Origin of the sequence: Myxococcus sp. CA051A (genome assembly GCF_013336705.1) — a bacterium.
Taxonomy (GTDB): Bacteria; Myxococcota; Myxococcia; order Myxococcales; family Myxococcaceae; genus Myxococcus; species Myxococcus llanfairpwllgwyngyllgogerychwyrndrobwllllantysiliogogogochensis.
This window is the reverse complement of the sequence record NZ_JABUMS010000008.1, coordinates 254,128-280,240: the sequence shown is the minus strand read 5'-3', so window position 1 is coordinate 280,240 and position 26,113 is coordinate 254,128. Positions and strand designations below refer to the sequence as shown.

The window sequence follows — 26,113 nt, the reverse complement described above, 5'->3', positions numbered from 1 at the left end:
CATTCACACGGCCCCACTGCGGCGAGAACGCGGCTCCGGAACCGCGCGACGAGGGCCTCCAGCCCCACCCGGGATAAAAAGCCACATGGGTTTCGATACGGTGCCTCGCGCCGCTCGGGTCGCGCGGGGGCGCGAGCATGAACGGGTTGATGGGGATGGCCGCGCGGAGCTGTCGGGCTCTACAGCCGCGTGACGCGCTTGAGCGCCTTGGTGTTGCCCTCGCCGAGCGAGAAGAAGGCGCTGCCATCTGGAGCGAAGGTGAGTGCCTCCGAATAGCCGGGGTTCGTCACCTCGCACCGGGTCCCCAGCAGCGCCGCCGGGACGCTTTGCCCCGCCTGTCGCTTCCATAGGAAGGTGTGCGTATAGGTCTTGATGAGAATCTCCCCGCCGTCGGGGGAGATGGCGCCCCCTGTCACCACGCGGTCCTCCTCCGCCGTCGAGCCCGGCAGGAAGTCGAGCTCCGCCACCAGCTCCAGCGTCCGGGACACGCCCGGCGCGTTCAGCGGCACGGCATAGCGGTACACCTGCGAGTGTCCCGACGGCGCCTTGGTCACGATGTAGATGTCGCCCTGGGTGTCCACGAACATCGCCTCCGCGTTGGGCGCCACGCCGCCTGGATAGGTGAACGGGAAGCGCTCCACGCCACTCACGGGCACCGTCACGGGCGCCTGGGCCACGCTGACGGTCGGCTCGGGGAATCGCACGACTTCCCGCACGCTCGGCAGGCCATTGTTGTCACCGATGCGCCCCACGTAGACGTAGTCCACGCCGCTCACGGGGCCGGGGCCCATGGCCATGTCCTCCCAATCCAGGTTCGGGTTGCTCGACAGGGTGTAGGTGCCCAGGAAATGGCCGTCCACGGCGCTCAGCGCGTAGACATGCTCGACGCAGTTGCCGCCGCTGGCGCCACACCGGTCATTGTGCGTCCAGACGACCTGGGCGTTGGCCCTGCTGGCCGCGAGCCCCGAGGCATCGGTGAGGATGGCGATGTTGTGGGGCGTCAGATTGACCGGCGCGCCGAAGGTCGGGCACTGCGGCGTGCTCGCCGCTGGCGTGGCAGTGATGGGCGTCGCATAGCCCGAGGCATTGCCGGAGAGGTCCTCGGCCTTCACCATCAGCTCGTAGGTCGTGCCATTCACCAGCCCCGTGAGCGTCACCAGGGGCTGGGTGAGGCTGTAGCGGTAGCTGTAGGTCGCTGCCCCCGCGGCGCGGTACTTCACCGTGTACCGCCGGAAGTCCGGCTCGGTGTTGGCGCTCCAGGTCAGTCCGAGCACGGTGTCGCCTGGAGTCGCCACGAGTTGTCCTGGCACCACGGGAGGTGTCACGTCCGGCCCGGTGGGCGTAGGCGTGGCGTTCACCGCCGCGCAGTACGCCGAGGCATTGCCCGAGGTGTCCTGGGCCTTCACCTCGAAGGCATAGGTCACTCCATTCACCAGCCCCGGGAGCGTCAGGGGCGGCGCGCCCACTCCCCACTTGTAGGACGGCGTCGTCTGTCCCACGACGCGGTAGCGGACCGCATAGTCCTTGAGGTCCGCCGCGGGGCTCGGGTCCCACGACAGGATGACACCGCTGTTCGCCGCGAGGATGCTCAAGCCCGTGGGGACGGGCGGAGCTTCGGTGTCCGCCAGGGGACTCGACACACGGGCGGCTTCTGGCAGCGCTTCTTCCTCGCCAGGCACGGATGAGACGCCGCACCCCACGCAGAGGCTCAACAGAAGACTGCACAAGCCGGCGAAAGGCATGAGTACACGACGCGTCACGGTGACCTCCTGAAATGTCATTCCATGGATGGAAACACGCCGCAGCCTAAGGCCCCGCACCCGGGGCAACAATGAAGACAGGCTTCACGTATCCATCCAGGTCAAAGTTTGACCTTCGCAATGAAAGAGCCGCTTGAGAACAAGCGTTCTGAAGTCATCGCCCGGCTCAGTCCACGGGGCAGCTCCCGCACCCTCCTGAATCAACTCCCGAGAATTGGAATGGGAGGTCTCACATGTCATTCGGTTTCCTGAATCGCATTCGCCGCAAGGTTGTCGCACGGCCCAAGCCTCCACCGCCTCCGCCCCCACCGCCTCCCAAGACAAAGTCCGCGGGGGAGCCCACGGGATACTCCCAGGTGGACAGCTTCCATGCGCCTCGCGGCGCACGGACCGTCGAGCGGGCCTCCGCGCCGGGAAACACCTGGTCCGGGGACAGGCCACTCTCAGAGGCACGCAACGCGCATCGCACCAACACGAAGGAGGAGTTCCAGTCCGCGCTCCAGAGTGAGGCCAACTGGTTCGAGGGCGACGTCCGGAAGGAGCTCAACCACGACTCCCTGGAGATGCGTCACGACACGACGCACGAGAGCGGGGACAACCTTTCCCTCCATGAATGGCTGAGCATGGGGAAGGAGTCGGGACGTGGGCTCAAGCTCGACATCAAGGAAGGCGAGCACATGGGCGCCGTGCTCGACGAGATTGAGCGCGTGGGTGTTCCCCAGGAGCGACTGATGCTCAACCTGGGCTTCGGCGACGTGAAGACCTGGGGAGAAGAGATTCGCACGCGCTTTCCCAATGCCATCCTCGCCATCAATCCGCCGCCCGGCGACGGAACGGTGAGGGCCGCCGATGCCCGGCAGATGGTCGACGAGGCAAGAAGAGCGGGCGGAGGCCCCACCACCTTCGTGGTGCATCATGAAGCGCTGACCGACGAGGCCATCGAGGTCTTCAAGACCGCGGGGACTGTCTCGGTCTGGGGAAACGCCGAGGACCCGACGAAGGTCGCCGCGGAGATGCGGGCCCGAGGTGTCGACGGGATGGTCGACATCGGCTCCAACTACAATTGGGGCTCACTCTCGAGGGCGGACGGCGTGCGTGACGGCCTCGACGCGGGGAAGAACTGGGCCCGGACGCGATGGGACAGGCTCTTCTGAAGAGAAGAGCGGCGACAGTCGCGACCTGGCGAGCCCGGTGCATCTGGAGTCTGGTGCCGCTGGGGCGGGTTGGTGGTGGACCGCTTCCGCCTGGAGGTGGCGGCCCGTGCGCGTGGAGGCAAGTCCCAGGGAGAGGACAGTCCACCGCCTCAAGGAACGCCAGTGTTGACCGTTGGCCTTGACGCCCCGCATCCGGTGGGTGCCGCCGTTTCTCCCGCGCCACCTGGAACGAGAACGTGCCCGGGTCGAAGTCCAGCGTCACCGTGCCCGTGGGAAGCTCCTCCACCAGCGCCAGCCCGGTGGAGCGAGGTGCTCACACCTGCTTGCGCGCGACGGACCAGATGAAGCCGTCGTACCAGAAGTGCAGCAGGGACACGACGAGGGTGAGGGACCAGAGGCTCTCCAGGTCGGAGTCCATCAGCTCGGCCCACACGCCGTAGGTGAGCACCGTGCCCAGGAACAACGCGAGCGCGAGCCCGCGCCACTTCAGCCGCAGCCGCTCACGCAGCCGCTCGCCCTCCATGGCCCACACCAGCGCCAGGTACTGTATGGCGTGGAGCAGGTTCATGATGAAGAACGCTTCGCCCCAGGTGTTGAAGCCCCAGGAGTAGATGGAGCAGGCGCCTGTGGTGACCAACAGGAACACCTTGTGGAAGGAGAGATGGTGGCCCTTCCTCACCAGGTGTACCGAGGCCGCCACGTAGAAGACGAGGAACGTGCCCCCCACGGCCACGACGCCCATCGTCCAGGCGCGGTGGGTGGCCGTCATGCGCGCGGGCACGGAGGCGAGCCACGGCATTCCCACCGCTTCGAAGGACTCGAAGCTGCTGAAATGGTCCAGCATGGTGGCGCCAGCGAGGATGGGGCCGACGTACAGCAGGTGGTTCAGCCAGTAGTCGAGCCGGCGCCCCGCGGCGGGTGGGTTGCCTTGGTTGCGGTCATAGATGCGTGCCAGGCCGAACGTCTGCAGCCCCGAGTGCCACACGTCCCAGAACGTCGCGAGCACGGTGGTGGCGGCGGCCACCACCGCCGAGCCGCGAATGACCGCCCAGGCCAGCACGGGGACGAGGACGAAGCGCAGTGGATGGAGCCGGAAGATGGCGGGGTTGCCATGGCTGCGGAAGAACACCGCCACCAGGTGCGCATGGATGATGCTGCCCACCATCAGCCCGGCCCACGTCTTCTCCTGGCCGAAGAACTGGACGGGAGTGTCGCTGAAGTGCGTGCCTGAGATGGCGATGCCCAACCCGAGCGCCAGCAGCGGCGGCAGCAGGAAGAAGGCCCAGTCATAGGTGGGCCCTATGATGTACGAAGAGCGCGCCGATACAGGAGCGGCCTCTCGTACAGACTCCACCGGAGGTTGTGTCTCAGGAGGGCGCGGTTGGGCCAGGGCCATGGGCCGCCTCCTTTCGCACCGCGAACTCCACGCGCTCGCTGAGCTCCTCCACGAGCGCCGCGAGGAACAGGCTGGCCCCGACCAGCTCGAGTGCCTCCTCCACGTGGTCGATGAGCGCATACACGAGGTTGTCGTTGCCGTGTTGCTCCGTCCACCACCCCAGCGGCAGCTCCATGAGCAGCGCGCCACCCACGTACAGCACACCCGCCAGGATGAACTGTCCGCGCCGTCGCGGCGCGAGCCGCGCGAGGAAGGGCAGGAAGGCAAGTCCGCCGAGCACCACGAGGATTGCCGCGGGCACCACCCAGGTGAAGAACAGCACTCCACTCAGGGAGAGCAGGCTTCCGAGGTGCTCATGGAGACCCACGCTCTCGTCCAGGGAGATGTACGCGAACGCAAGCGCCAGGGCCCACCAGTGAATCCATCCTTGCTCCCGGGGGCGTCCCGCCACGCGGGCGATGCCCGCGAGCACGAGCGCGCAGCTCAGCAACAATGCCGAGGCGTACCAGGTGGGCAGGTTCCGCTCGTAGCTCAGGGAGAGAAATGCGACGAGGGGCTCCAGCTTCCGCGCGCCGAGCGCGGAGTAGGCGACCTCTACTCCCACTCCGATGGCAGTCAGCAGGCCCGCCAGTGAGAGGAGCCAACGGCGCAGAGAGCGGGGCGAGGGGAGGAGCATCGGAGGCGGAGGGAAAGGTTACTCGGCCGCGTGCATCCTGGAGCGGAGTGTCATGGTGCGGAAATGTTTCGTGTCCGCGGTACTGGGGTTGCTCGTGGAGCACGCGAGCAGGGACTGCAGGTGCGGGCTTCGGATGTGAGTGTGCTCGACCTCTCGGGAGAAGGGTCCGGTATAGAATGCGGCTCCGAGGGAGAACCCCACCATGTCACGGATGAATCTGGCCGGCCTGCTCGCGATGCTCCTGCTCGCTTCCGCCGGTGTGGTCGAGGCGAAGCAGTGGAGGTACGCGGGCATGCACCCCCGCACCGGGCAACCGGCGGATGGGCTGTGCCACATGGAGATGGTGCATGTGCACACCGCCGCCCCGCTGCACGCCGACACGCTCTATCGTACGCGTGAAAACGTCTATGTCTTCATTGGAGACCCGACGCCCTTTGGCTACGAGGGGCCGCGGCATGCCTATTACGGGCACCATCCCGTGGTGCTCAACGTCCTCGTCAACATCTCTGTCGACAGGGACGTGGTGGAGTACTGCTACCACGATGGGCCGCACTATCATTCCTACGAGCCTCCGCCGCGCCACGAGTTCGTGGAGAAGGAGGACGTCAGCTACTACGCGGGCGAGTATCCCCAGGAGTACAAGCAAGGGAGCCCGAGTCTGGTGCGCGTCAATACGGTGTATCGCTCCTGGAGCGCTCCGCGTCCGGTCATCACCGTGGGTCCTCCGCCCGAGTACCGCGGCCCCGTCATCCAGGTGGGCCTGAACATTCCGGTGCCCAGCGTCGAGATTCGGGTGGGAGGGCCGCCTCCGCCGCCTCCGCCACCTGAGTGGGAGGGGCGCGTCGTCCGGGAGGAGCGCGTGCATGTGCATCATGACCACTGCGACCACCACGAGCACAAGAAGCACAAGAAACACAAGAAGCACAAACACAAGAAGTACAAGGGACGGGATTGAGCGTGCCGAGAGTGGCTCTGGCGTTGATGCTGCTGTTGGTGGCGGGGTGCTCCAGCGGGGTGGATGATGTGCTTGATGCGTGGAGGGCGGCGGGAGAGTCGCCTTCGGCGTTCACCGACGTGGGCGAGAAGCTTCCAGGGGGCAAGTGCCGGGCTGGAAAGGTCAGTGGCCTGGACGCCACGGTGTGTGTGTTCGAAAGCACCGAGAAGGCACGGCAGGCCGAGGAGTCCGGCTGGACGCTCGTTGGCAATGCCGCCGGAGCCGCGACGGTCTCCGGCAAGATGGTGCTTGTCATCGCTGACCCGCGAAAGGAGGACCCGAGCGGACGGCGTATCAACGCCCTCGTGAAGGCGTTCCAGGGCGAGACTCGCTGAGAGAGCACCTGGGAGTCGCTGGAGTTGCCCTTGTCGACTCGATGGGGAAGTCAGGCCGGGTGCGTCATCGTCGTGACGCGCGCATCGAGGGCGCGCGCACGGCCGCCAGCGGCAGCAGCCGCGCCTCCAGCTCCGGACTTCGCGCGAGCGCCTCCTCCACCCATTTCGCGACGAGGCCGGCCACGGCGCGCTCGACCTCGGGGGTCTCCAACCTGTCGTGCGTGTGCCGGTGCCAGATGGGCACGGGGACGACGAGCTCCATCACCGCCGTGAGTCCCGTCGCCAGCGCGGACTTGCTGAACGGGAGCTTCACCTGTCGATAGCCGAGGGCCGCCCTCCTGGCGCTCGCGGCCTCATGCAGGCCCCGCCTCAGCCCCTCGCGGGGGATGTCGCGATGCGAGCACCGCTGGAGGTTGCCCCAACAGGCGAAGCCCTCACCGGGGCGCTCACACCACTGCATCGCGAGTCGGAACCGCGTCGTGCCCGACAAGCCCTCGAAGCTCCAGGGCTCGTGGAGCGGCCCCGAGGACGCCGTGGATTCGCGACACAGGTCCGCGAGCCCCTGCTCGCGGAGGATCCGCTCCTCGCGTCCCGATGGCGCGTCGTGGAACCGCCAGAGGACTCCCGGGACGAGCGCCGCCAGCTCCCGCATCCTCCGAATCACCTCCTCGGAGACCTCGCGCGGGGGCTCCGCGAAGAGGGACGCGTCCGGAGTGAAGACGAGGCGCAAACCCGAGTCGGAAGCGGGCACGTCGAGCACCTCGGGCCGGATGCCTCCCTGGGGAATCCCTTCACGGAAGCGCTGTCCCCAGGCCCGTCCCTGTCCCCACACGCGGACGTCGAGCGACGAGGAGAAGACGCTGACCATCGCGAGGTCGTCGTAGCACGTCGGAAGCACCAGTCCCCGTGCGACACCTTCGGGCCTGGTGCCCCTCGGGTCGTAGCTCGTGAGGGCGAGCCAGCCCTCGACCTCCTCCGGCATGGCCTCCACTCCCGCCGGGCAACTCCAGCCGTCGAAGACGGCCGTGCAGGAGCCGTCCGCCCCCATGCGCAGGGATACCTCGCGTGTCCCTCGCTCCCTGGCGGCCACGGCGCCCGACCGGAGCACCACCTCGGCGAGTGAGTGGAGGGCAAATCCGTTGGCGCCCCCGAGATACAGGCCAGGGCGACGGCGCATGAGCCCGCGCATTTCCTCCCCTGTCTCGAACATGTCCCAACCCTATCAAAAAGGGCCTCCCCGCTCGCGACGCGCCTGACAAGCCGCATCCTCCAGGTGGAGCGGGCGGTTGCCCGTCGGCCTGCCCCTCTCCCGGAGACGACGCCCTTCCGGGCGGGTGACTCCATCTCACGTCCGAGTGATGCCTTCACGGTGGACCGACGCGAGGAGAACACATGCCCCTGCATGGAAAAGATGAAGTCCGGGACCGCATCAACGATGACGTCTACGCCTCGCCGGACCTGTCCGTCCCGATGCCGAAGTATCGCATCCCCGACGAGGAGCACAGCGCCGAGCATGCCTACGCCGTCGTGCACGACGAGCTGCTGCTGGACGGCAACTCCCGGCAGAACCTGGCCACGTTCTGTCAGACGTGGTCGGAGCCGCAGGTGCACAAGCTGATGGACGAGTGCCTCGACAAGAACATGATTGATAAGGACGAGTACCCGCAGACCGCCGAAATCGAGACGCGCTGCGTGAACATGCTCGCCGACCTGTGGCACGCGCCGCACGCGGCCAACACCATGGGCTGCTCCACCACCGGCTCCAGCGAGGCGGCGATGCTGGGAGGACTCGCGCTCAAGTGGCGCTGGCGCAAGCGGCGCGAGGCGGCGGGCAAGCCCACCGACAAGCCCAACCTCATCTGCGGGCCGGTGCAGATTTGCTGGCACAAGTTCGCGCGCTACTTCGACGTGGAGCTGCGTCAGGTACCGCTGGCCGAGGGCCGCATGATGATGACGCCCGATGAGGTGCTCAAGCTGTGCGACGAGAACACCATCGGCGTCGTGCCCACGCTGGGCATCACCTTCAACCTCATCTATGAGCCGGTGCAGGAGATCGCCGCCGCGCTGGATGGGCTCCAGAAGCGCACCGGGCTGGACATCCCCATCCACGTGGACGCGGCCAGCGGCGGCTTCCTCGCGCCATTCATCCACCAGGACGTCGTCTGGGATTTCAAGCTGCCGCGCGTGAAGTCCATCAACGCCTCCGGCCACAAGTTCGGCCTCACGCCGCTGGGCTGCGGCTGGGTGGTGTGGCGCGACAAGGAGGACCTCCCCGAGGAGCTCATCTTCCGCGTGGACTACCTGGGCGGCGACATGCCGACCTTCGCGCTGAACTTCTCGCGGCCGGGCGGGCAGATTGTCATCCAGTATTACAACTTCCTCCGGCTGGGGAAGGAGGGCTACCGGCGACTGCAGCAGGCGTGTTCGGACACGGCGAATGTCATCGCGAAGGCCATCGAGCAGATTGGCCTGTTCGACATCGTCTACGACGGCCGGGGCGGCGTGCCCGGTGTGTGCTGGAAGATGAAGGACGGGGTGAATCCGGGCTTCACCCTCTACGACCTGGCGGACCGGCTGCGTGAGCGGGGCTGGCTGGTACCCGCGTACCCCATGCCCGCCAACCTCCAGGACCTGGTGGTGCAGCGCGTGCTGGTGCGCCACGGCGTCAGCCGGGATCTGGCCACGCTGCTGGTGACGGACCTCCTCGCCTGCATCGAGCACTTCAAGCGCCACCCGGTGAGCGCGCCCATGACCCGGGAAGAGGCGTCCGGCTACCACCACTGAGTGGCTGTTGCTTCACGAGACGGGGGCGTGTCCATGGGGGCGCGCCCCCGTTTCGTATTTCAGCGCCCGCCCCCCGCGACCTCCTTGCTTCGCGAAACTCCGTAAGCGATAACGGAGTTCATGGACTCCCTCAGGAAGCAGGGCACCCTGGCTTTTGGGACGCGCCTGCGGCGTCTCGTGGAGCGGATGGACCGGGACGTGCTCGCCCTCTACCGCGCCGCGGGCGAGCGGTTCGAGCCCCGCTGGTACGCGGTCTTCACGACCTTGAGGGACTCCGGTCCGCTGACGGTGGGCGAGCTGGCCGCGCGGCTCGGAATAACCCATGCGGCGGTCAGCCAGGTGCGCACCGCGCTGGAGCGGGAGGGACTCATCCTCTGCAAGCCGGACCCGGAGGATGGCCGTCGTCAGCGACTGCTGCTCAGCGCGAAGGGGCAGCGGACAGCCACGCGCCTCGCGCCGCTGTGGGCCGCCATCGCCCAGGGGGCGGACGAACTGCTGCGCGAAGGTGCTCCCTCGCTGATGGCGCAACTGGATGGACTGGACCAGGCCCTGGACCGGCGAGGGCTGCGCGCCCGGGCCGGAGAGCGGCTGGGAATCGACACCTCGAATGACACCGGAGACTCAGATGAAGACGTCTAGGCCGTGGCTCGCCGTCCTTGCCTCGCTGCTCCTTCTGGGCGGAGGCGCCCATGCCCAACCGAGGGTGGCGCCTCCCGTGACGCCCGCGCGCGGGCCGCTTACCCCGGCGGAGCTGGCCACCACCCTGGACACCATCGAGTCGGTCATCCAGCGCTCGTATGTCTTCCCGGAGAAGCGCGCGGTCATCCTCGAGCGATTGGCTCGCGGTCGGAAGTCCGGGCGGTATGCGGGCAACACGCCAGGGCAGCTCGCCGAGCACGTCACCGAGGACCTGAAGGCGGCCAGCGGAGACGGGCACCTGTACCTGATTCATGACCCCGCCTGGTTCGCCGCGCAGCAGGCGGGCCCGAAAGCCTCCGCGAGCGACAGCGCCGAGGCGTTCCACCGGAAGCAGGCCCTGCGTCAGCACCACGGCCTGACGGAGCTGAAGGTCCATCCGGGCAACGTGCGCTCGATGAAGGTCACCGGCTTCATGTGGGTCCGCGACGAGACGGGCGGCGTCTATGACGACGCGATGCGGTTCCTGCGCGACGGTGACGCCCTCATCATCGACCTGCGCGGCAACGGCGGTGGCTCGCACGCGGCGGTGCAGTACCTGGTCAGCCACTTCCTGGCGCCGGACACGCTCTTGATGACGTTCCAGAGTGGCACCCAGCCGCCGGTCCAGTCGCGCACGCTGGAGCACGTGCCCGCGGGACGGCTGATGGGCAAGCCGCTGTATGTCCTGATTGATGGCCGGGTGGGCTCCGCGGGCGAGGACTTCGCGTACGACGTGCAGCAGTTCAAGCTGGGCACCCTGGTGGGCACGCGGACGGCGGGCGCGGCGAACAACAACGCGATGCTGCCGGTGGCGCCGTGCTTCCAGTTGAGTGTGTCGGAGGGCCGCCCCGTCCACGCCGTCAGCCAGTCCAACTGGGAGGGCACGGGCGTGGCGCCGGACCGGGAGGTGCCCGCCACCGAGGCCCTGGAGGTCGCCCTGTCCATGGCGGTGGAGCGCCTGGCCCAGCGTCCGGGAGCCACGGCGCAGGAGCTGGCCGAGTATGCGTGGGCGCGCGCCGGCCTGGAGGCGAAGCGCCGGCCCGTGTCGCTCTCCTCGGCGCGACTCAAGTCGCTTGCGGGGCGCTATGGAGAAATCGACGTGAGCCTGCGTGACGGGAGCTTGTGGCTCGTGCGGCCGGGCCGTCCGCCTGGCCGGCTGATGCCCATGACGGAGGACGGCCTCTTCGCCGTCGAGGGCACGGACAGCTTGCGCGTGAGGCTGCCGGGCAAGGCCCTGGAGTTGTTCTGGGTGACGGAGCCCGCTCCCCGCGTCTTCTCGCGGGGGTGAGAGCGTCGCGCGCGCCTCAGTGCGGCGCGGCGGCGGCCTCGGTGGCGACGGGCGTGCCGGCGTTGCGCTGGACGCGGGGGAAGAACAGCCCCGCGATGAAGGCGCCCACCGCGAAGAGGCAGATGAGCCAGAAGTTGATGCTCAGCCCGGAGGTCAGCGCGCCGCTCAAGGTCCGCAGCGTCTCCTCGGGAATGGAGGCGTGGCCCCGCTCGGGACCGAGCAGCGCGTTGGCGGCCTCGACGGGAATCGTCGGGTCCGCCAAGAGCCGCGACACCATCACCCCGCCCATCAACCCCACGCCGAGCACTCCGCCGATGGTGCGGAAGAACATGTTGCTGGCGGTGGCCACGCCCCGCAGCTCCCAGCCCACGCTCGTCTGCACCGCGATGAGCAGCGCCGTGGACGCGAAGCCCAGGCCGACGCCGAACAGCGCCATCGCCACCTGGAGCGCGAAGAGGGGCGCGTCCTGCTTGAGCAGCAGGGCCATCAGCGTCGTGCCCACCACCGTCAGCCCCAGCCCTCCGACGATGAGCGGCCGGAAGCCCGTGCGCAGCAAGAGCTTCCCCGCGAACAGCGCCGCGAGCGGCCAGCCGACAATCATCGGCGTAATCATCCCGCCCGCCGTCGTGGGCGAGCCGCCCAGCACCGCCTGCACGTACAGCGGCACATAGGTGGTCGCTCCGAACATCGCCGCGGAGAAGAGCGCCCCGGCCACGGAGGAGATGGCGATGGCGGGGTGCTTGAAAATCGTCATCGGGATGACGGGCGCCGGGGCCCGGCGCTCCACCTGGACGAAGGCCACCAGCAACACCAGCGCGGCCGGCAGGGCCCACAGGTTCGTTCCCACGCCCTGCACACCGAAGAGCAGCGCCACCACGCCCGCGCACAACAACCCCGCGCCCGCGTAGTCCAGTTGCTGCGGCTTGTGCTGCACCTGCTCGTGGAAGAAGGCGACGATGAGCGCGAAGGTGAGCATCCCCACCGGCACGTTGATGAAGAAAATCCAGTGCCAGCTCAGGTACTTCACGATGAGCCCGCCCGTGACGGGGCCCACCAGTCCCGCCACGCCCCACACCGCGCTGAACGCGCCCTGCACCCGGGCCCGCTCCTCCATCGTGTACAGGTCACCAATCATGGTGAGCGCCACCGGCTGGATGGCCCCCGCGCCCAGGCCCTGAAGCGTCCGGAAGGCGATGAGCATCCCCATGGAGGACGCCAGGCCGCTGGCGATGGAGCCCGCGAGGAACAGCCCGATGCCGAACAGGATGATGGGCTTGCGACCGTACAGGTCCGCCAGCTTCCCGTAGATGGGGACGGTGATGGTGGAGGACAGCATGTACGCGGTGAAGACCCACGCGTAGCTCTGGATGCCACCCAGCTCGCCCACCACCGTGGGCATGGCGGTGGACACGACAGTCACTTCCAGGGCCGCCATGAAGAGACTCAGGGCCAGGGCCACGGTGGTGAGGGGACGGTGGGTCTTTCGCATGGTGTCGGGCGTCGAGGAGGGCGCCCACTTCTAATGGGTGCTCCCCGAGGTCGCCAGCCTCAATCTTTCCGGGCACTTGGAAAGACCGGGAAATTCGAAAACCACGTGTCGATTTGCGGGGTCCTCATTCGTCGCCGCTGAAGAGCGGCGATTGAGCGCTCGGTGCATGGCCCGGGGGGGCCCGACGTATCCATTCCTTTTGAACGCTCGGGAGTTTTCATGAAGAAGACATCAGGTGTCATCTCGACGGTCATCGTCGTGCTGCTGCTGTTCGCCATTGGCCAGCGACCCGGCACGTTCCGCGTCGAGCGGAGCGCGACCATCCACGCGCCCGCCGACGTCGTCTTCGCGCTGGTGAACGACTTCCGGTACTGGGAGCAGTGGTCGCCCTGGTGGAAGCTGGAGCCCACCCAGCAGGTTTCCCTGGCCGGAGCGGCCTCGGGCGTGGGCGCCATCTATGAGTGGCGGGGGGAGCGGACGGGCTCCGGGCGGATGGAAATCATGGAGAGCCGCCCGCCCGCGTACGTGCGAATCCGGCTCGACTTCACCGCGCCGATGCGGGCCACCAACACCACCGAGTACCTGCTCACGCCCACCGCGGACGGCGTGAAGCTGACGTGGGTGATGTCCGGGGAGAACACCTTCGCCGGCAAGGCGCTCCAGCTCTTCGCCAGCATGGACGAGATGATGGGCCGGGACTTCGAGCGGGGCCTGGCCGACATCAAGAGCGTGGCGGAGGCCTCGCGCGGCTCCTCCGCGCCCTCCGTGGGCGAGGCCGGGTTTCATGGAGACGCCCTGACTCGCGATGCCGCTCACGACGTCGTCGTCACGCGGGAGCCTCGCTTCCCGCGCGAGTAGGACCGACGCCGGGAAGGTGCGTCCCTGTGTCGTCCATTCTCAGAGGGTGTGAGTCGACCCCCGGATTCGAGGCAGCGGGCTCGGATGGGGGTGCCAGCCGTGAATAACGTGTTTTTGTTTTCAGGTTGATGCGGTTTCAGGGGCGTCAGCGGCGCCTGAAACATGGCTCAAGCAACCTTGTAGGCGTGTGCTCGATACTGATTCTGGATTTCTCCAGACAACGGCCGAGCCATGCCCACCCGGATTCCCCCACCGAGCCGTCCCGCCACCTCTTCCACGTCCCGTTCCACCGAGGCCGAGGCGAAGTCGTCGCAGCCCGCGTCCAGTCCCAAGGGCGCTGGCGCGCGCGGGCCGGCGGTGAAGGACTTCTTCGACGATGTCCGGCGGACGCGCGGCGCGGAGGCTCGGCGTGCTCCGCCGGACCACGGCCCCACGGGGCGCGAGCTTGTCCGCAAGGACGGCAGCCTGGTGGCGGAGCTGCCCCGGGCCACCGCCGTGCCCATGCCCACCCAGCCCTCCAGTCGTCCGGGCATGGGCGCCATTCCCTACGACGGCGGGAGCACCTTCCGCGTGTGGGCGCCCAACGCCCAGCGCGTGCAGGTGGCCGGTGACTTCAGCAACTGGGAGTCGGTGGAGCTCCAGCGCGAGCCGAGCGGCAACTTCTCCCTGGACGTCCCCGGCGCCAAGGCCGGTGAGCAGTACCAGTACGTCATCCAGGGCAAGCACGGCGACTGGCGCTGGAAGGGAGACCCTCGCGCCAACGACGTGACGAACTCCACGGGCAACTCCGTCATCGTCGACCACAAGTCCTACGAGTGGAAGCACGACTGGGAGTTCAAGATGCCGGCCTGGAACGAGGCGGTCATCTACGAGATGCACGTGGGCACGTTCAACGACTCACCCGGCTGGGGCCCCGGCAACTGGGAAAGCGCCATCGACAAGCTGGACCACCTGAAGGACCTGGGCATCAACGTCGTGGAGTTGATGCCCTCGGCCGAGTTCGCCGCCGACTTCAGCTGGGGCTACAACCCCGCCTTCCCCAACGCGCCGGAGAGCGCCTACGGCAGCCCCGAGGACCTCAAGCGCTTCGTCGACGAGGCGCACAAGCGCGGCATCGGCGTGGTGATGGACGTCGTCTACAACCACCTGGGGCCCAGTGACTTGCCCCACTGGGACTTCGACGGCGAGACGTACGGCAAGGGCGGTAGCTACTTCTACACGGACTGGCGCGCGAAGACGCCGTGGGGCGACACCCGGCCGGACTACGGCCGCCCCGAGGTGCGCGACTACCTGCGTGACAACGCGATGATGTGGCTGCGCGACTACCACATGGACGGCCTGCGGCTGGATGCCACCAAGGAAATCCGTCAGGCCAGCGGCGCGGACAACCCGCAGGGCTGGCAGCTGCTCCGGGACATCAACGACGCCGTCAACCGCGAGTTCCCGCAGAAAATCATCATCGCCGAGGACCTGGGCAACGAGGGCGGCCTCACGCATCCGGACGGCGCCAACTTCGACAGCCAGTGGGACTCCAACTTCGTGCACCCCGTGCGCACGGCGCTGACGGCCTTCTCCGACGCGGAGCGCGACATGAACGCCGTCGCCCGCGCGATTGGCTTCAAATACAACGGCAACGCCACCCAGCGGGTCATCTACACGGAGAGCCACGACGAGGTGGCCAATGGCAAGCAGCGGCTGCCCAGCGAGGTGGGCGGCTGGGACTCCGGTGGCTATCACGCCAAGAAGCGCTCGCTCATCGGCGCCGCGCTGACGATGACCAGCCCTGGCATTCCCATGCTCTTCCAGGGCCAGGAGTTCCTCGAGGACGGCCACTTCCAGGACGGCGACCCGCTCGACTGGCAGAAGAAGGAGTCCTTCGCCGGCATCAACCAGGCGTACACGGACCTCATCAAGCTCCGGCGCAACTGGAACGACAACACCGCGGGCCTGCGTGGGGAGAACGTCAATGTCCACCACGTGAACAACGACGACAAGGTCATCGCCTTCCACCGTTGGGACAAGGGCGGGCCGGGCGACGACACCATCGTCGTGGTCAACTTCGGCGGCAAGCAGCTCTCCAACTACGAGCTGGGCCTGCCCTCCGACGGCACGTGGAAGGTGCGTTACAACAGCGACTGGCAGGGCTACTCCGGCGACTTCGGCAATGCCCAGAGCTTCGACGTAGGCGGCAAGTGGAACGGCAAGGACGGCCTGCCCGCCAGCGGCTCCCTCAACAACCTGGGCCCGTACAGCGTCGTCATCCTGTCGCGGGACAAGTAGCCCATCACCTCCCTCGAAGCACCTGGACCCCGTCGTCTCTCAGTAAGAGGGCGGCGGGGTTCTCACGTTTCAATACCGTGGCATGTGTAGCGGTGTCGCATGAGGCCGCATAGCTGTAAAACATGAAATACTAACTGTGTCCGGATAGCATGATGGTTCCCCCAGGAGGGTTTCCATCATGATTTTCTCCCGCCGGGCCGTGCCCGGGCTTCGTGGTCTCGCGGTCGCTCTCACGTTGTTTCAGGTGTTGTTCGCGGCGCAGGCGATGGCCGCCGAGCGACGGTTCCTGATTGATTTCGGCGCGGACATCTCCACGACGCCTGGTTGGAACAACGTCACGGTGGGCCATTCGGGGACGACGCTGAACAACCTGGTGGACTCGGCGGGTGTCTCGTCCGGGTTGACGCTCCAGATTACGGACTCCTTCTGGCAGGGCTGGACGGGGGCCAACAACGGCAACGGCACCACCAGCAGCGCGCTCTATCCGGCGACGGCGACGCAGGACTCGCAGTTCATCGGCAACCACATGGGCACGCTCGATGACCTGGCGAAGGTGCGCATCTCCGGGCTCGCGGTGAACGGGACCTACTCGGTGCGCTTGTTCGCCTCGCGTGTCACCGACGACCTCACGTCGGACCGGACGACGGTGTTCGCCATCGGCGCCCAGTCGGTGGAGCTGCAGGCGCGCAACAACGTGAACAGCATCGCCGAGCTCACGGGCCTGGCCCCGTCGGCTGGCGCGCTGGAGGTCACCGTGTCGCTCAAGCCGGGCGCCATCTATGGCTACCTGGGCGTGCTCGAACTCATCGAGCACGACGGCGTGGTGGTGAACCGTCCCCCTGTTCCCAACGCCGGCGCGGACCGCACGGTGCCGCTGCCCAGCAACACCGTCGCCATTGCTCCAGCGGGCACGGACCCGGAAGGGCAGGCCATCGCCTTCCAGTGGACGCAGGTCTCCGGCCCCAACACCGCGCGCATCTACCAGAGCCCGTGGAGCCCGCTGGTCGCGAGCAACCTGGTGCAGGGCACCTACGTCTTCCGCCTCACCGCGACCGACAGCGAGGGCGCCAGCGCCGCCGATGACGTGAGTGTGTCCGTGGTGCAGAGCACCGGCGCCGGCTCGCCCTTCCAGCGCACCATCACCCAGAAGGCCGTCACGGCCAACAGCAAGGTCATCCAGTATTACGAGTCGCTGCCCCGGGGCTACAACACGGACCCCACCCGCAAGTGGCCGCTCATCGTCTACCACCACGGCCTGGGCCAGCGCGGCAGCACGCCGGAGAGCCTGCCCATCATCCTGGGCACCAGCATCCCCGTGGAGACGGGCGCGCAACTGGAGTACGTGAACAACGGCGTCACGGAGTCCTTCATCGTCCTGCAGCCGCAGCTGCACGAGTCCTATGGCGAGTGGCAGGACTTCTTCACCCAGGCCATGCTCGACACGGCCCGGACGAACCTCCGCGTCGACCCGGACCGCGTCTATCTGGTGGGCTACTCGCTGGGCGCGTTCCAGACGTGGACCTTCCCGCAGCGCTCGGACGCGAACGCGCTCCAGGTCGCCGCGATTGCGCCGGTGGCCGGTGGGCGCGTGCACACCTCGGGCGGCGTGTCGCAGCTCTGCCGGCTGGCGAACCAGGACGTCGCGGTGTGGGCGTTCCACGCGGTGGATGACCAGACGGTCGGCGTGGGGACGACGGATGGCGCGGTGAACGGGCTCAATGCCTGCTCACCGGCTCCGGACCCCGCGCCGAAGTACACGCGCTACGCGGATGGTGACCACTGGGTCATCGGCCGTGCGACGAATCCGACGGCGCCCGAGGCCTCCAACCTCTACCAGTGGCTGCTGAGGCAGCGCCGCAACGCACCGCCCGTCATCTCCACCCCCCGGACACTCACCGCGCGGTCCACCACCGTGCCCAAGCTCTACAACACGACCATCGGCTACTACGAGTCCCTGCCGCCTGGCTACAACGTGGACCCCAACCGCCAGTGGCCGCTCATCGTCTTCCTCCACGGCCTGGGCCAGCGAGGCAACGGCACGACGGAGCTGACCAAGGTGCTGGAGACGGCGCTGCCCTTGAAAATCAAGGACGGCGCGCAGCTCGAGTACGTCGTCAACGGGGTGACGGAGTCGTTCGTGGTGTTGATGCCCCAGATTTCGGCGAGCACCTCCGGGTGGCACCCGTACCACGTGGAGCGGATGCTGGACCTCGCGCTGGCCAACCACCGCATCGACCCCAAGCGCATCTACCTGACGGGCCTGTCGCTCGGCGGCTTCGGCACCACGGCCTTCCCCGAGTTCTCCCTGGCGAATGCCCAGCGGCTCGCCGCGATTGCGCCCACGGATGGCGCCCACTACGGCGATGTCGTCTGGGCGCCGGACCTGGGCAACGTCCCCACGAACACCTGTTACATCGCCCAGGCCGGTGTGAAGACCTGGATGTTCTACGGCGCGGTGGACAACGACTGGGGCTGGTCGGCCTCGCAGTTCGTGGACCGGCTCAACGCCTGCGCGCCCACGCCTTCGCTCAAGGTCTCTGTCTATGCCGGTGTCGGCCACGGGGCCTGGGGGCGCGCGTATGACACGGGGGCCGCCTGGCAGACCCCGAACCTCTACGAGTGGCTGCTGGCCCAGCGTCGTCCGTAGGACGCTGGAGGCATGGAGGCGCCCCGCGGTGTCCGTGCGGGGCGCTTCGCGTCTTCCTCTGGACCCTGTCTCTTGAGAGACAAGGGGCAGGAACCCGTGGGCAATGTCGTGCCCGCCGCGCATCCGGCACAACCGTCGGCATGGTGGGAAACACGTTGGTGGTGGTGGCGCGTCCGGAGTGGGTGTCAGGCGGCGGTCCCTGGGGGTCGACCTTCAAGGTGACGTTGCTGAACCTGTCGGACGAGGTGGTGGTCAATCCCGTCATCACCTTCAAGGTGGGGGCGAAGCAGGTCATCCAGAACAACTACGGGCTGGTCTGGACGCGCAGCGGGGAGGTGGTGTCCGGTCGGCTCGTGGCCGAACGCAACGTCATCCCTCCACGCGCTTCGACGGAGTTCCGGCTGTCGGTGCGGGGGGAGGGGCAGGACCTGGGGCCGCTCCCCCGCGACTTCACCGTCAACGGGCGCCCCGCGGACCCTCCTCGAGACAGCGAGCCTCCGACGACGCCCAAGCGGGTGCGCGCAACCCTCGTGGGCTCCGCACTCGTCACCCTGGGTTGGGACGCGTCCACGGACAATGTCGCCGTCGCGGGCTACCGCGTGACGTACTCGAAGGTGGGCGGTGGTGTGGCCCAGACGCTTTCGTCGACGCGGCCGGCTATCACCCTGATGGGCCTGTCGGCGGGGAGCGAGTACCAGGTCTCCGTGGTGGCGCTGGATGTGTCCGACAACGTGTCGGCGTCCTCGGACACGGTGAAGATTCGCACGTCGGCCGCGCCGCCGGACGCGGGGGACTGGGACGTGCCCCGGGCCCCGTTCGTGGACTACACGTCGTGGCCCACGCCGCGCGTGTCCGAGTACGGAAGAGAGGCCGGCCTGGATGGCTTCTTCCTCGGCTTCCTCGTGGCGCGACCGGACGGGGGTGCCAGGGCGGTGTCCTGGGGTGGCAACACCACCCTGGTGGACTCGGAGGATGGCCAGTCGTATTCGGGGGACGCGACGGTCTCCGACTACGGCAAGAGAGACATCGAAGCCTTCCGTCGAAGCGGCGGCACGGTGGTGCTGTCTTTTGGTGGCGCGTCGAACATGCCCCTCGAGGCCGAGGAGACCGATGTGGCGACGCTTGTCGCGACCTACGCGGCTGTCCTTCGCAACTACGGAGTCCGCCATCTCGACTTCGACTTCGAGGGCGCGTTCCTCCATGACGAGGACGCACAGGTGCGCCACCTCGCGGCCCTCTCTCAGTTGCTCGCCGTCTACCCCACGCTGAAGCTCTCCTACACGCTGCCCGCGGACGGCGCGCCGGGCTCGCTGGTGGGCTTCAACGACGGTGGGGTGCGCTTCCTCCAGAAGCTGTCCTCCGCGGGCATCGAGCCGTCGCTCATCAATGGCCTGCTGATGGAGTTCGGGCAGTCGGCACCCGTTGACGCACTGGAGTGTTGTGTCCACGCGCTCCGGGGCATGCACGCGCATGTCTCCGCGGCCTTCCCTCGGTGGGACGCGGCGAAGGTGTGGCGGCGCCTGGGGGCGTGCCCCATGTTCGGGCGTCATCCCAATGGACGGGAGTTCACCCTGGAGCACCAGCGCGGCCTGGTGGAGTTCGCGCGAGAGCACCAGCTGGGCTGCCTGTCGGGCTGGGATGCCACCCGGGACGCGAACCAGGGACGGCTGCCCGAGTGCGAGCGAGACTCCGGAGGTGACCTGTCCCGGTGCACGCTCACCCCGCAGCAGCCGTTCGACTTCGGCAGATGCATCTCTGCCCATGGCGTGAAGGGCCCCTCGCAAGAAGTCGTCGCGGAGTAACGACTCGCGGAAGTACGACGTGCATCGTTGACAACATACGACTGGCGTCGTACTTAGGTGGCATGACGACGGATGCCATTCCCACGGACGTGGAGCTCGCCATCCTGGGCGTGCTGTGGAAGCGCGGTCCCAGCACCGTGCGCGATGTTCACGAGGCGCTCGGGCGGGAGGACGGCAAGAGCGCGGGCTACACCACCACGCTGAAGCAGCTCCAGGTGATGTCCGCCAAGGGGTTGGTGAGCCGTGACGAGAGCTCGCGCAGCCACGTGTACGCCGCGAGCGTCGCGGAGGGGCGCACCAAGCGTCAGCTGGTGAAGGACCTGCTCGACCGCGTCTTCGGGGGCTCCTCGGGTGCGCTCGCCGTGCAGGCGCTGTCGCTCAAGCCCGCATCGAAGGAGGAGCTCGAGGACCTGCGCCGGTTGTTGGACGCGGACAAGAAGGGGGAGAAGTGATGAGCCCCGCCTGGCTGATGGCGGAGTGGGGGCGAGGTGTGGCCCTATGGCTGGTCCATGGCGTGTGGCAGACGAGCGTCGTGGCCCTGGTCGCGGCCGCCTCGCTGTGGTTGCTGCGGCGCCGCTCCGCGCGGGCTCGTTATGCGGTGGGGTGTCTGGCCCTGGCCGCGCTCGTGCTCGCGCCCGTGGTCACGTTGCTGCTGTCGTCCCCGAACTCCGTTCCGGCGCCGCTGGACGTTGGAGCGAGCGGGCGCGTGACGTCCATCGTCGAGGACTCCCAGGCGCTCGCGGGAGCCTCCCTCCCGAGCCCGACGTTCCAGGCGGCGACGGAGCCCGTGGCCTTCGACATCTCGTGGCCCATCGTGCTGGGCGGTCTCTGGTTCAGCGGGGCGTGTGTGGCGCTCTTGCGCCTCGCCCTGGGCTGGTGGCGGATGACGCAGCGACTGGTTCGCCTCGCGAGGCCGGCCTCCTCGTCGGTGCGCCTGACGGTGTCGCACGTCGCGGAGCGGCTGGGCCTGCGCCGCGGGGTGGAGGTGCGGGAGTCCTTTGTCGCGCCCTCTCCGTTGGTGCTGGGGCTGGTGCGGCCGGTGCTCGTGCTCCCTCGCGGCGTGGATGAGCGACTCACCCGGGAGCAGTTGGAGGCGGTGGTGGCACACGAGCTGACGCACGTGCGGCGTCATGACACCGTCGTCAACTTCGTGCAGTGCCTGGTGGAGGCGTTGTTCTTCTTCCATCCGGCGGCGCGCTGGCTGTCCGGTCAGGTGCGACTGGAGCGAGAGCACTGCTGCGACGACGCGGCGGTGGGCTTCTGTGGCGATGTCCGCGTGTATTCCGGCGCGCTGCTGGGGCTCGAGGAACTGCGGCAGGAGGGCCCGATGCTGGCGCTGGGCGCGGGTGCACGGCCGCTCGCGGCGCGGGTGCGGCGGCTGCTGGGTCAGTCGCCCGTGTTGGAGGTGCCTCGGCAGGCCCGGCTCGTGGGTTTCGTCGGGGGCGTGCTCGCGACGTTGGGGGTCTCCGGCGCGGCCTGGGCGTGGGAGGTGCCGCTGGAGATGTCCCTGCCCCCGCGGTCCTCGCAAGGGCTCGCCACGGCGGTGTGCTCGCGCGTGGTCTATCCCAAGGACTTCACCGCCGTGGCCTCCTACCGGAGCGGCGGGCGCACCTTGCGCAGCCGCATCTTCGTCTCCCGCTGTGGGCGCATCCGACTGGAGTCCGAGAATGGGTCCTCGGTCCTGGTGCTCCTCTATGACGTCAACACCCATGAGCAGGTGAATTTGGATGTCAGGGCGCGCACCTACGACGTGTTTACCGACGATGGGGACCTGGGGCTTCCGCTGCACCTTCCTGGCGGGTGCACGGAGAATCAGGCGGGCTGCGTGCTCCAGGGGGAGGACATCGTCGAGGGACGCCTCACCCGACGCTGGCACCGGAGCCACGCTCCGCATGACACGTTGACCCAGTGGGTGGATGCCGAGCTGGGCTATGCCATCCGTGAGGAGTCCGACCTCTTCGGCTCGCTCACTCTTTCGGACATCCAAGTGGTCGAACCGGTCGTCACGCGCTTCGTCATCCCGAGCGATTTCCTGGCGGACGCTTCGCCGTAGCGGTCACCGTCGGCGGTCCGCTGCGAGCGGAGAGATGAGCGGGGGAGTCCTGTTCCCCGCACCCGACTTCATCCGCGCACTCGCGCGCCGTCGCCGTTTGTCACCGGTGAGAGCCTCCTCCCAAGGAGGCCCGCGCCCTGCTGCATCCTGATGTCCATTCGCGCCGGACGTGCTGGGCCTCCTGCGCCCTTCGCGTCCCGGCCGCACTCCCGTCATCCATCCCGAGGTCACTTCACGTTGGACGTGCTGGGGCTCGTGCGCCCTTCGCGTCCTGGCCGCACCCCCGTCGTTCGTCCCGAGGTCCGCATGAAAGTCCTTCGCCTGCTGTGCCTGATGCTTTCCCTCGCGTGCGCCGGCTCCGGCACGCCACGTGTTCCGGTCCCTTCGGTCGCTCCCGCCGAGAAGGCAGCCCCCGCTGTCGCCACCGTCACGGTGGACGGCCGGGTCCGGAGCGCCACGAACACGCCCGTGGAGGGCGCCGTGGTCGCGCTCGTTCCCGCCCGTGAGGACTGGAACCCGGACCTCGCACCCCCGGCGGCTCGCATGCGCACGGGACCGGATGGCCGCTTCCACTTCGCTGACCTGCCTTCCGGCCAGTATGGCCTCACCGTCAGCGCGACCGCTTACGAGGCGGGCTTCCTCATGGACGTGAAGCTCACGGCCAGCGAGGCCCCGCGCCAGCTCGACGTGGTGCTCGCTCCGCCAACGCAGGTCCTCCGAGGGAGCGTGAAGTCGGAGTCGGGCAAGCCGCTCGCGGGCGTGTGGCTGCTCCTGGGACGCTACAGCGATTTCCTGGGCGACATGCTCTACGTCCAGACGGATGCGAGCGGCGACTACGAGGTGGCCCTGCCCGTCGGTGGGTATGGCGCCGCCGTCCACGCCGAGGGCTTCATGCCCATGGGGCGCTCGCTGGAAATCGCGGTCAACAAGTCCGTGACGGTGGCGGACTTCACCGCGCTGGCGCTCCCGGAGACCACGCCGCCATCTCCGGAGGTCGTGTCGTGGGTGAAGCAGTCCCTGGTGCCGCTCACTTCAGTGGAGGCGGGACATGGGTTCGCCGACCTGCAATCGCTGAAGCCGTGGCTCACCGAGGCCCGCATCGTGGCACTGGGTGAAGCCACACACGGCACCCGCGAGTTCTTCCAGCTCAAACACCGGATGCTGGAGTTCCTCGCCACGGAGTTGGGCTTCACCGTCTTCGCGATTGAAGCCAGCTTCGGAGAGGCGCTCGCGCTCAACGAGTACGTCCTCACCGGCAAGGGCGACCCGGCGAAGGGCCTCGCGGGCCTCTACTTCTGGACCTGGGACACCGAGGAGGTGCTCGCCCTCATCCGGTGGATGCGCGCCTACAACGCCGACCCGCGCCACGCCAGGAAGCTCAAGTTCTACGGCGTGGACATGCAGGCCACCGCCGCCTCCTCGCGGGCCGTCCTCGACTTCTTCGCCCAGGTGGACCCCGCCTTCCACCAGCGACTGACCGGGCCGATGGCGCCGTTCCTCGACACGCGGCAGGGCCCCGCGCTTCGCAAGGTGGAGACCGGCCAGGTGCTCGCGGGGCTCGTCACGGACATCGAGGCCCGCCTGCGTCAGCTCCCCCCACGCAAGGCTTCCGCGAAGGCCCAAGCGCTGGTGGCTCGCCACGCGAGGGTGCTCGGTCAGTTCGCCGAAACCGTCGTGGGCCAGCTCTCCGATGACAACCTCCGGGACCGGGCGATGGCGGAGAACGCACGCTGGATTCTCGAGCACGAGGGCCCCGAGGCCCGGATGGTGCTCTGGGCGCACAACGGTCATGTCGCCGCCACGGGCCGCAACGCGGTGACGCCCATGGGGCAGCACCTGCGCGAGGCCCTCGGTCAGCAACTGTATGTCTTTGGCTTCGCCTTCAATCAGGGCGCGTTCCAGGCCGTGCACATGCCGAGCGAGCCGAACGAGCCGCGACGGGGTCTCATCGCCCACACCCTCCCTCCCGCGGAAATCGGCTGGCTCGATGGAACGCTCGCCCAGGCTCAGGTGTCCGCGTTCGCGCTCGACCTGCGGAGCCTGCCGCGCGGCGGCGGCGCGGCGGAGTTCTTCATGCAGCCCCGGTACACTCGCAATTATGGTGCCGTCTACAGCAAGGCCATCCAGCCCCGGTCCATCCGAGCCGTGTCCGCCTATGACGGGCTGCTCTTCGTGGACCACACCCACGCGGCGGTCTCCACTCCCACGGGCAGGCGTGAACCTCCAGGACAGCAGGCGCAGGGCGCGCAGTGAGGGCACGCCCTTGTAGCGAGCCCCCGCCATGACTTTCTTTCGGCATGTCTCGCTTTTCATAAGACTTCCGTGAGGCCGTCTCGTTGATGCGTTGCATGGAGCGAGTACGGCTCCGGTCCGACGGGCAGGGGTTCGTCGGACCTCATCGACGGGGAGTACGGGTCATGCTGAAGAAGCTGGTGGTTTCGTGGATTCTCCTGGTGGGCAGCACGACGCTGTTCGCCGCGTGTGACAGCGAGCAGAAGAAGGCGGAGGTCATCGACTCGCACGGCACCGGAACGGTGGTGCTGCTCATCGAGCGCGAGACGGGCGAGGGCCCCTATGTCGAGGGGACGCAGGAGCGCTTCAAGGTCACCGCCGCCGGTGAGGTCTTCAAGGCCGTGCGCTGGAGCGCCAACGCCGGCGTCGTCGCGGCCGAAGCCGAGCGCGTCACGTGGACGCTGCCGAAGGAGGGGACGGCGTCCCTGTCCGTCTCCGTGGAGACGGAGTCGGGGAAGACGGCCGAGGGCTCGTTCAACTTCAGCGTGGTGGCCTCCGCCGTCGTCGTCCCGGTGACGGGGGTGGACGCGGGTCCGGACGTGACGGGGGTGCTCTGCGAGCTGGCCTTCGACAACGCCGGCAAGGGGCACCTCGTCTACACGAACGAGACCCACCGGGGGCTGTGGTACGCGACCTGGGACGGTACGACGTGGACGACGGAGCAGATTGATGGCCCGGGCTTCAACAACGGCGGCACCTACGTGTTGAACTGGAACATCGCCCTGACGCTGGACGTGGCGAGCGGGACGCCGCACGTCGTCTATCTCAAGGGGCCGGGCCTGCCCGGCACGACGGCGGCCAACTGGCGGATGAACTATGCCACGCGCGTCAATGGCAGCTGGGTCCGCGAGGAAGTCGAGCCCACCAACCGCACGTCCTATACGCGGGTGAGTGTCGCGCTCAATCCCAACCAGGGCCTGCAGCCCACCGTCGTCTTCAGCGATGGCTCGGCCGGGACGGGAGTCCGCGTCGCCACCCGGACGGCGCCGGGCACCTGGGGCATCGCGCAGCACAACATGTCGATCCTCATGGGCGACGTCAACTTCGACGCCTCGGGCGCGCTGTACATCCCGTCCAATGCGAACTCCAGCTCGGATACCTACGTGAGCGTGAGGCCCGGCGCGGCCACCGACCGCACCCGTCTGGACGGTGTGACGCTGGAGAACACGTTGTGGCTCTCCGCGGTCTGGGGGCCGAGCCAGCACCTGCTGCTCCTGTCCAGCGGCGGCGTCGACGGCGCGAGGAGCGCTCTGCAGGACATCACGGTGAAGTCGCCCATCACGTCCAGCACCCTGGCCACCTCGCCGGTCGACTTCGAGAACGACTCGAACGACATGACCTACGGCGGAGGCAAGGTCTTCATCGCCCAGCGCCATGGGACGAAGCTGGAGCTCATCACCCCGGATGCGCGGGGCTTCTGGACCTATACCCAGCTGGGCACGGTGCAGGAGGGCTCACGTCCGAGCGTGGCGGTCCGCCCGACGGACAGCACGCCCCACGTCTGCTACCAGCGCGACGGCAAGGTGAGCTTCCAGTAGCAGGCCCCGCCTTCATGCCCGTCTCCGGCGCCAGCCTCGACCGAGGGCTGGCGCGTCGGGGCCTTGGTGTCGCGGGAAGACGCGCTCAC

The 26,113-nt window shown here is 68.1% G+C and carries 19 protein-coding genes; 14 read left to right on the top strand and 5 right to left on the bottom strand.

Annotated elements, in window-relative coordinates; translation table 11 throughout:
- Positions 1 to 179: 179 nt before the first annotated feature.
- The gene (locus HUA74_RS24055; RefSeq protein WP_174456420.1) at positions 180 to 1,760 is read right to left on the bottom strand and encodes a fibronectin type III domain-containing protein; all 1,581 of its coding nucleotides are present in this window, start codon (positions 1,758 to 1,760) and stop codon (positions 180 to 182) included.
- Between the two features lie 233 nt (positions 1,761 to 1,993).
- Here HUA74_RS24055 and HUA74_RS24050 point away from each other — a divergent pair, with 233 nt between their 5' ends.
- Positions 1,994 to 2,914, top strand: a complete 921-nt coding sequence (locus HUA74_RS24050; RefSeq protein WP_174456419.1) for an FAM151A/B family protein — start codon at positions 1,994 to 1,996, stop codon at positions 2,912 to 2,914.
- 313 nt (positions 2,915 to 3,227) lie between these two features.
- On the opposite strand, the gene HUA74_RS24045 is transcribed toward HUA74_RS24050, so the two are convergent.
- Positions 3,228 to 4,310 carry a hypothetical protein gene (locus tag HUA74_RS24045; RefSeq protein ID WP_174456418.1) on the bottom strand — a complete coding sequence of 361 codons (1,083 nt, stop codon included), beginning with the start codon at positions 4,308 to 4,310 and terminating at the stop codon, positions 3,228 to 3,230.
- Positions 4,282 to 4,914, bottom strand: coding sequence for a hypothetical protein (locus tag HUA74_RS24040; RefSeq protein ID WP_246137415.1), 633 nt, complete (start codon positions 4,912 to 4,914; stop codon positions 4,282 to 4,284). The genes HUA74_RS24045 and HUA74_RS24040 overlap by 29 nt, the downstream gene beginning before the upstream one ends.
- A gap of 274 nt (positions 4,915 to 5,188) precedes the next feature.
- Between HUA74_RS24040 and HUA74_RS24035 the strand changes: the two genes are divergently transcribed.
- Both HUA74_RS24035 and HUA74_RS24030 read left to right on the top strand, forming a co-directional pair.
- On the top strand, positions 5,189 to 5,941 hold the full coding sequence (locus HUA74_RS24035; RefSeq protein ID WP_141645258.1) for a hypothetical protein: 753 nt from the start codon (positions 5,189 to 5,191) through the stop codon (positions 5,939 to 5,941).
- Between the two features lie 2 nt (positions 5,942 to 5,943).
- A complete protein-coding gene (locus HUA74_RS24030; protein WP_174456417.1) occupies positions 5,944 to 6,315 on the top strand; it encodes a hypothetical protein in 372 nt (123 codons plus the stop codon).
- Positions 6,316 to 6,379: 64 nt separating this feature from the next.
- On the opposite strand, the gene HUA74_RS24025 is transcribed toward HUA74_RS24030, so the two are convergent.
- On the bottom strand, positions 6,380 to 7,492 hold the full coding sequence (locus HUA74_RS24025; RefSeq protein WP_174456416.1) for a DNA gyrase subunit B: 1,113 nt from the start codon (positions 7,490 to 7,492) through the stop codon (positions 6,380 to 6,382).
- A gap of 215 nt (positions 7,493 to 7,707) precedes the next feature.
- Here HUA74_RS24025 and HUA74_RS24020 point away from each other — a divergent pair, with 215 nt between their 5' ends.
- The 3 genes from HUA74_RS24020 (at position 7,708) to HUA74_RS24010 (ending at position 11,065) form a co-directional block, all read left to right on the top strand.
- Positions 7,708 to 9,099 carry a glutamate decarboxylase gene (locus tag HUA74_RS24020; protein ID WP_174456415.1) on the top strand — a complete coding sequence of 464 codons (1,392 nt, stop codon included), beginning with the start codon at positions 7,708 to 7,710 and terminating at the stop codon, positions 9,097 to 9,099.
- 120 nt (positions 9,100 to 9,219) lie between these two features.
- Positions 9,220 to 9,738, top strand: a complete 519-nt coding sequence (locus HUA74_RS24015) for a MarR family winged helix-turn-helix transcriptional regulator (protein ID WP_141645254.1) — start codon at positions 9,220 to 9,222, stop codon at positions 9,736 to 9,738.
- Positions 9,725 to 11,065, top strand: coding sequence for a S41 family peptidase (locus HUA74_RS24010; RefSeq protein WP_174456414.1), 1,341 nt, complete (start codon positions 9,725 to 9,727; stop codon positions 11,063 to 11,065). Before HUA74_RS24015 ends, HUA74_RS24010 begins: the two co-directional genes overlap by 14 nt.
- A 16-nt stretch (positions 11,066 to 11,081) precedes the next feature.
- Here the strand turns inward: HUA74_RS24010 and HUA74_RS24005 are convergent, their stop codons facing one another.
- Positions 11,082 to 12,554 carry an MDR family MFS transporter gene (locus HUA74_RS24005; RefSeq protein WP_174456413.1) on the bottom strand — a complete coding sequence of 491 codons (1,473 nt, stop codon included), beginning with the start codon at positions 12,552 to 12,554 and terminating at the stop codon, positions 11,082 to 11,084.
- Between the two features lie 219 nt (positions 12,555 to 12,773).
- On the opposite strand from HUA74_RS24005, the gene HUA74_RS24000 reads away from it, so the two are divergent.
- The 8 genes from HUA74_RS24000 (at position 12,774) to HUA74_RS23965 (ending at position 26,024) form a co-directional block, all read left to right on the top strand.
- A complete protein-coding gene (locus tag HUA74_RS24000; RefSeq protein ID WP_174456412.1) occupies positions 12,774 to 13,412 on the top strand; it encodes an SRPBCC family protein in 639 nt (212 codons plus the stop codon).
- A 231-nt stretch (positions 13,413 to 13,643) separates the two neighbouring features.
- On the top strand, positions 13,644 to 15,692 hold the full coding sequence (locus HUA74_RS23995; protein ID WP_174456411.1) for an alpha-amylase family glycosyl hydrolase: 2,049 nt from the start codon (positions 13,644 to 13,646) through the stop codon (positions 15,690 to 15,692).
- A gap of 178 nt (positions 15,693 to 15,870) precedes the next feature.
- Positions 15,871 to 18,339 (top strand): hypothetical protein, encoded by a 2,469-nt coding sequence (locus tag HUA74_RS23990; RefSeq protein ID WP_174456410.1) that lies wholly within the window; start codon positions 15,871 to 15,873, stop codon positions 18,337 to 18,339.
- Positions 18,340 to 18,479: 140 nt separating this feature from the next.
- Entirely contained in the window at positions 18,480 to 20,141 is a 1,662-nt protein-coding gene (locus HUA74_RS23985) for a fibronectin type III domain-containing protein (RefSeq protein ID WP_174456409.1), read from the top strand.
- Positions 20,142 to 20,203: 62 nt separating this feature from the next.
- On the top strand, positions 20,204 to 20,593 hold the full coding sequence (locus HUA74_RS23980) for a BlaI/MecI/CopY family transcriptional regulator (RefSeq protein ID WP_141645248.1): 390 nt from the start codon (positions 20,204 to 20,206) through the stop codon (positions 20,591 to 20,593).
- Entirely contained in the window at positions 20,593 to 22,194 is a 1,602-nt protein-coding gene (locus HUA74_RS23975; RefSeq protein ID WP_174456408.1) for a M56 family metallopeptidase, read from the top strand. Before HUA74_RS23980 ends, HUA74_RS23975 begins: the two co-directional genes overlap by 1 nt.
- Positions 22,195 to 22,500: 306 nt before the next feature.
- Positions 22,501 to 24,447, top strand: a complete 1,947-nt coding sequence (locus tag HUA74_RS23970) for an erythromycin esterase family protein (protein ID WP_174456407.1) — start codon at positions 22,501 to 22,503, stop codon at positions 24,445 to 24,447.
- Between the two features lie 164 nt (positions 24,448 to 24,611).
- The gene (locus HUA74_RS23965; RefSeq protein ID WP_174456406.1) at positions 24,612 to 26,024 is read left to right on the top strand and encodes a hypothetical protein; all 1,413 of its coding nucleotides are present in this window, start codon (positions 24,612 to 24,614) and stop codon (positions 26,022 to 26,024) included.
- Positions 26,025 to 26,113: the final 89 nt, after the last annotated feature.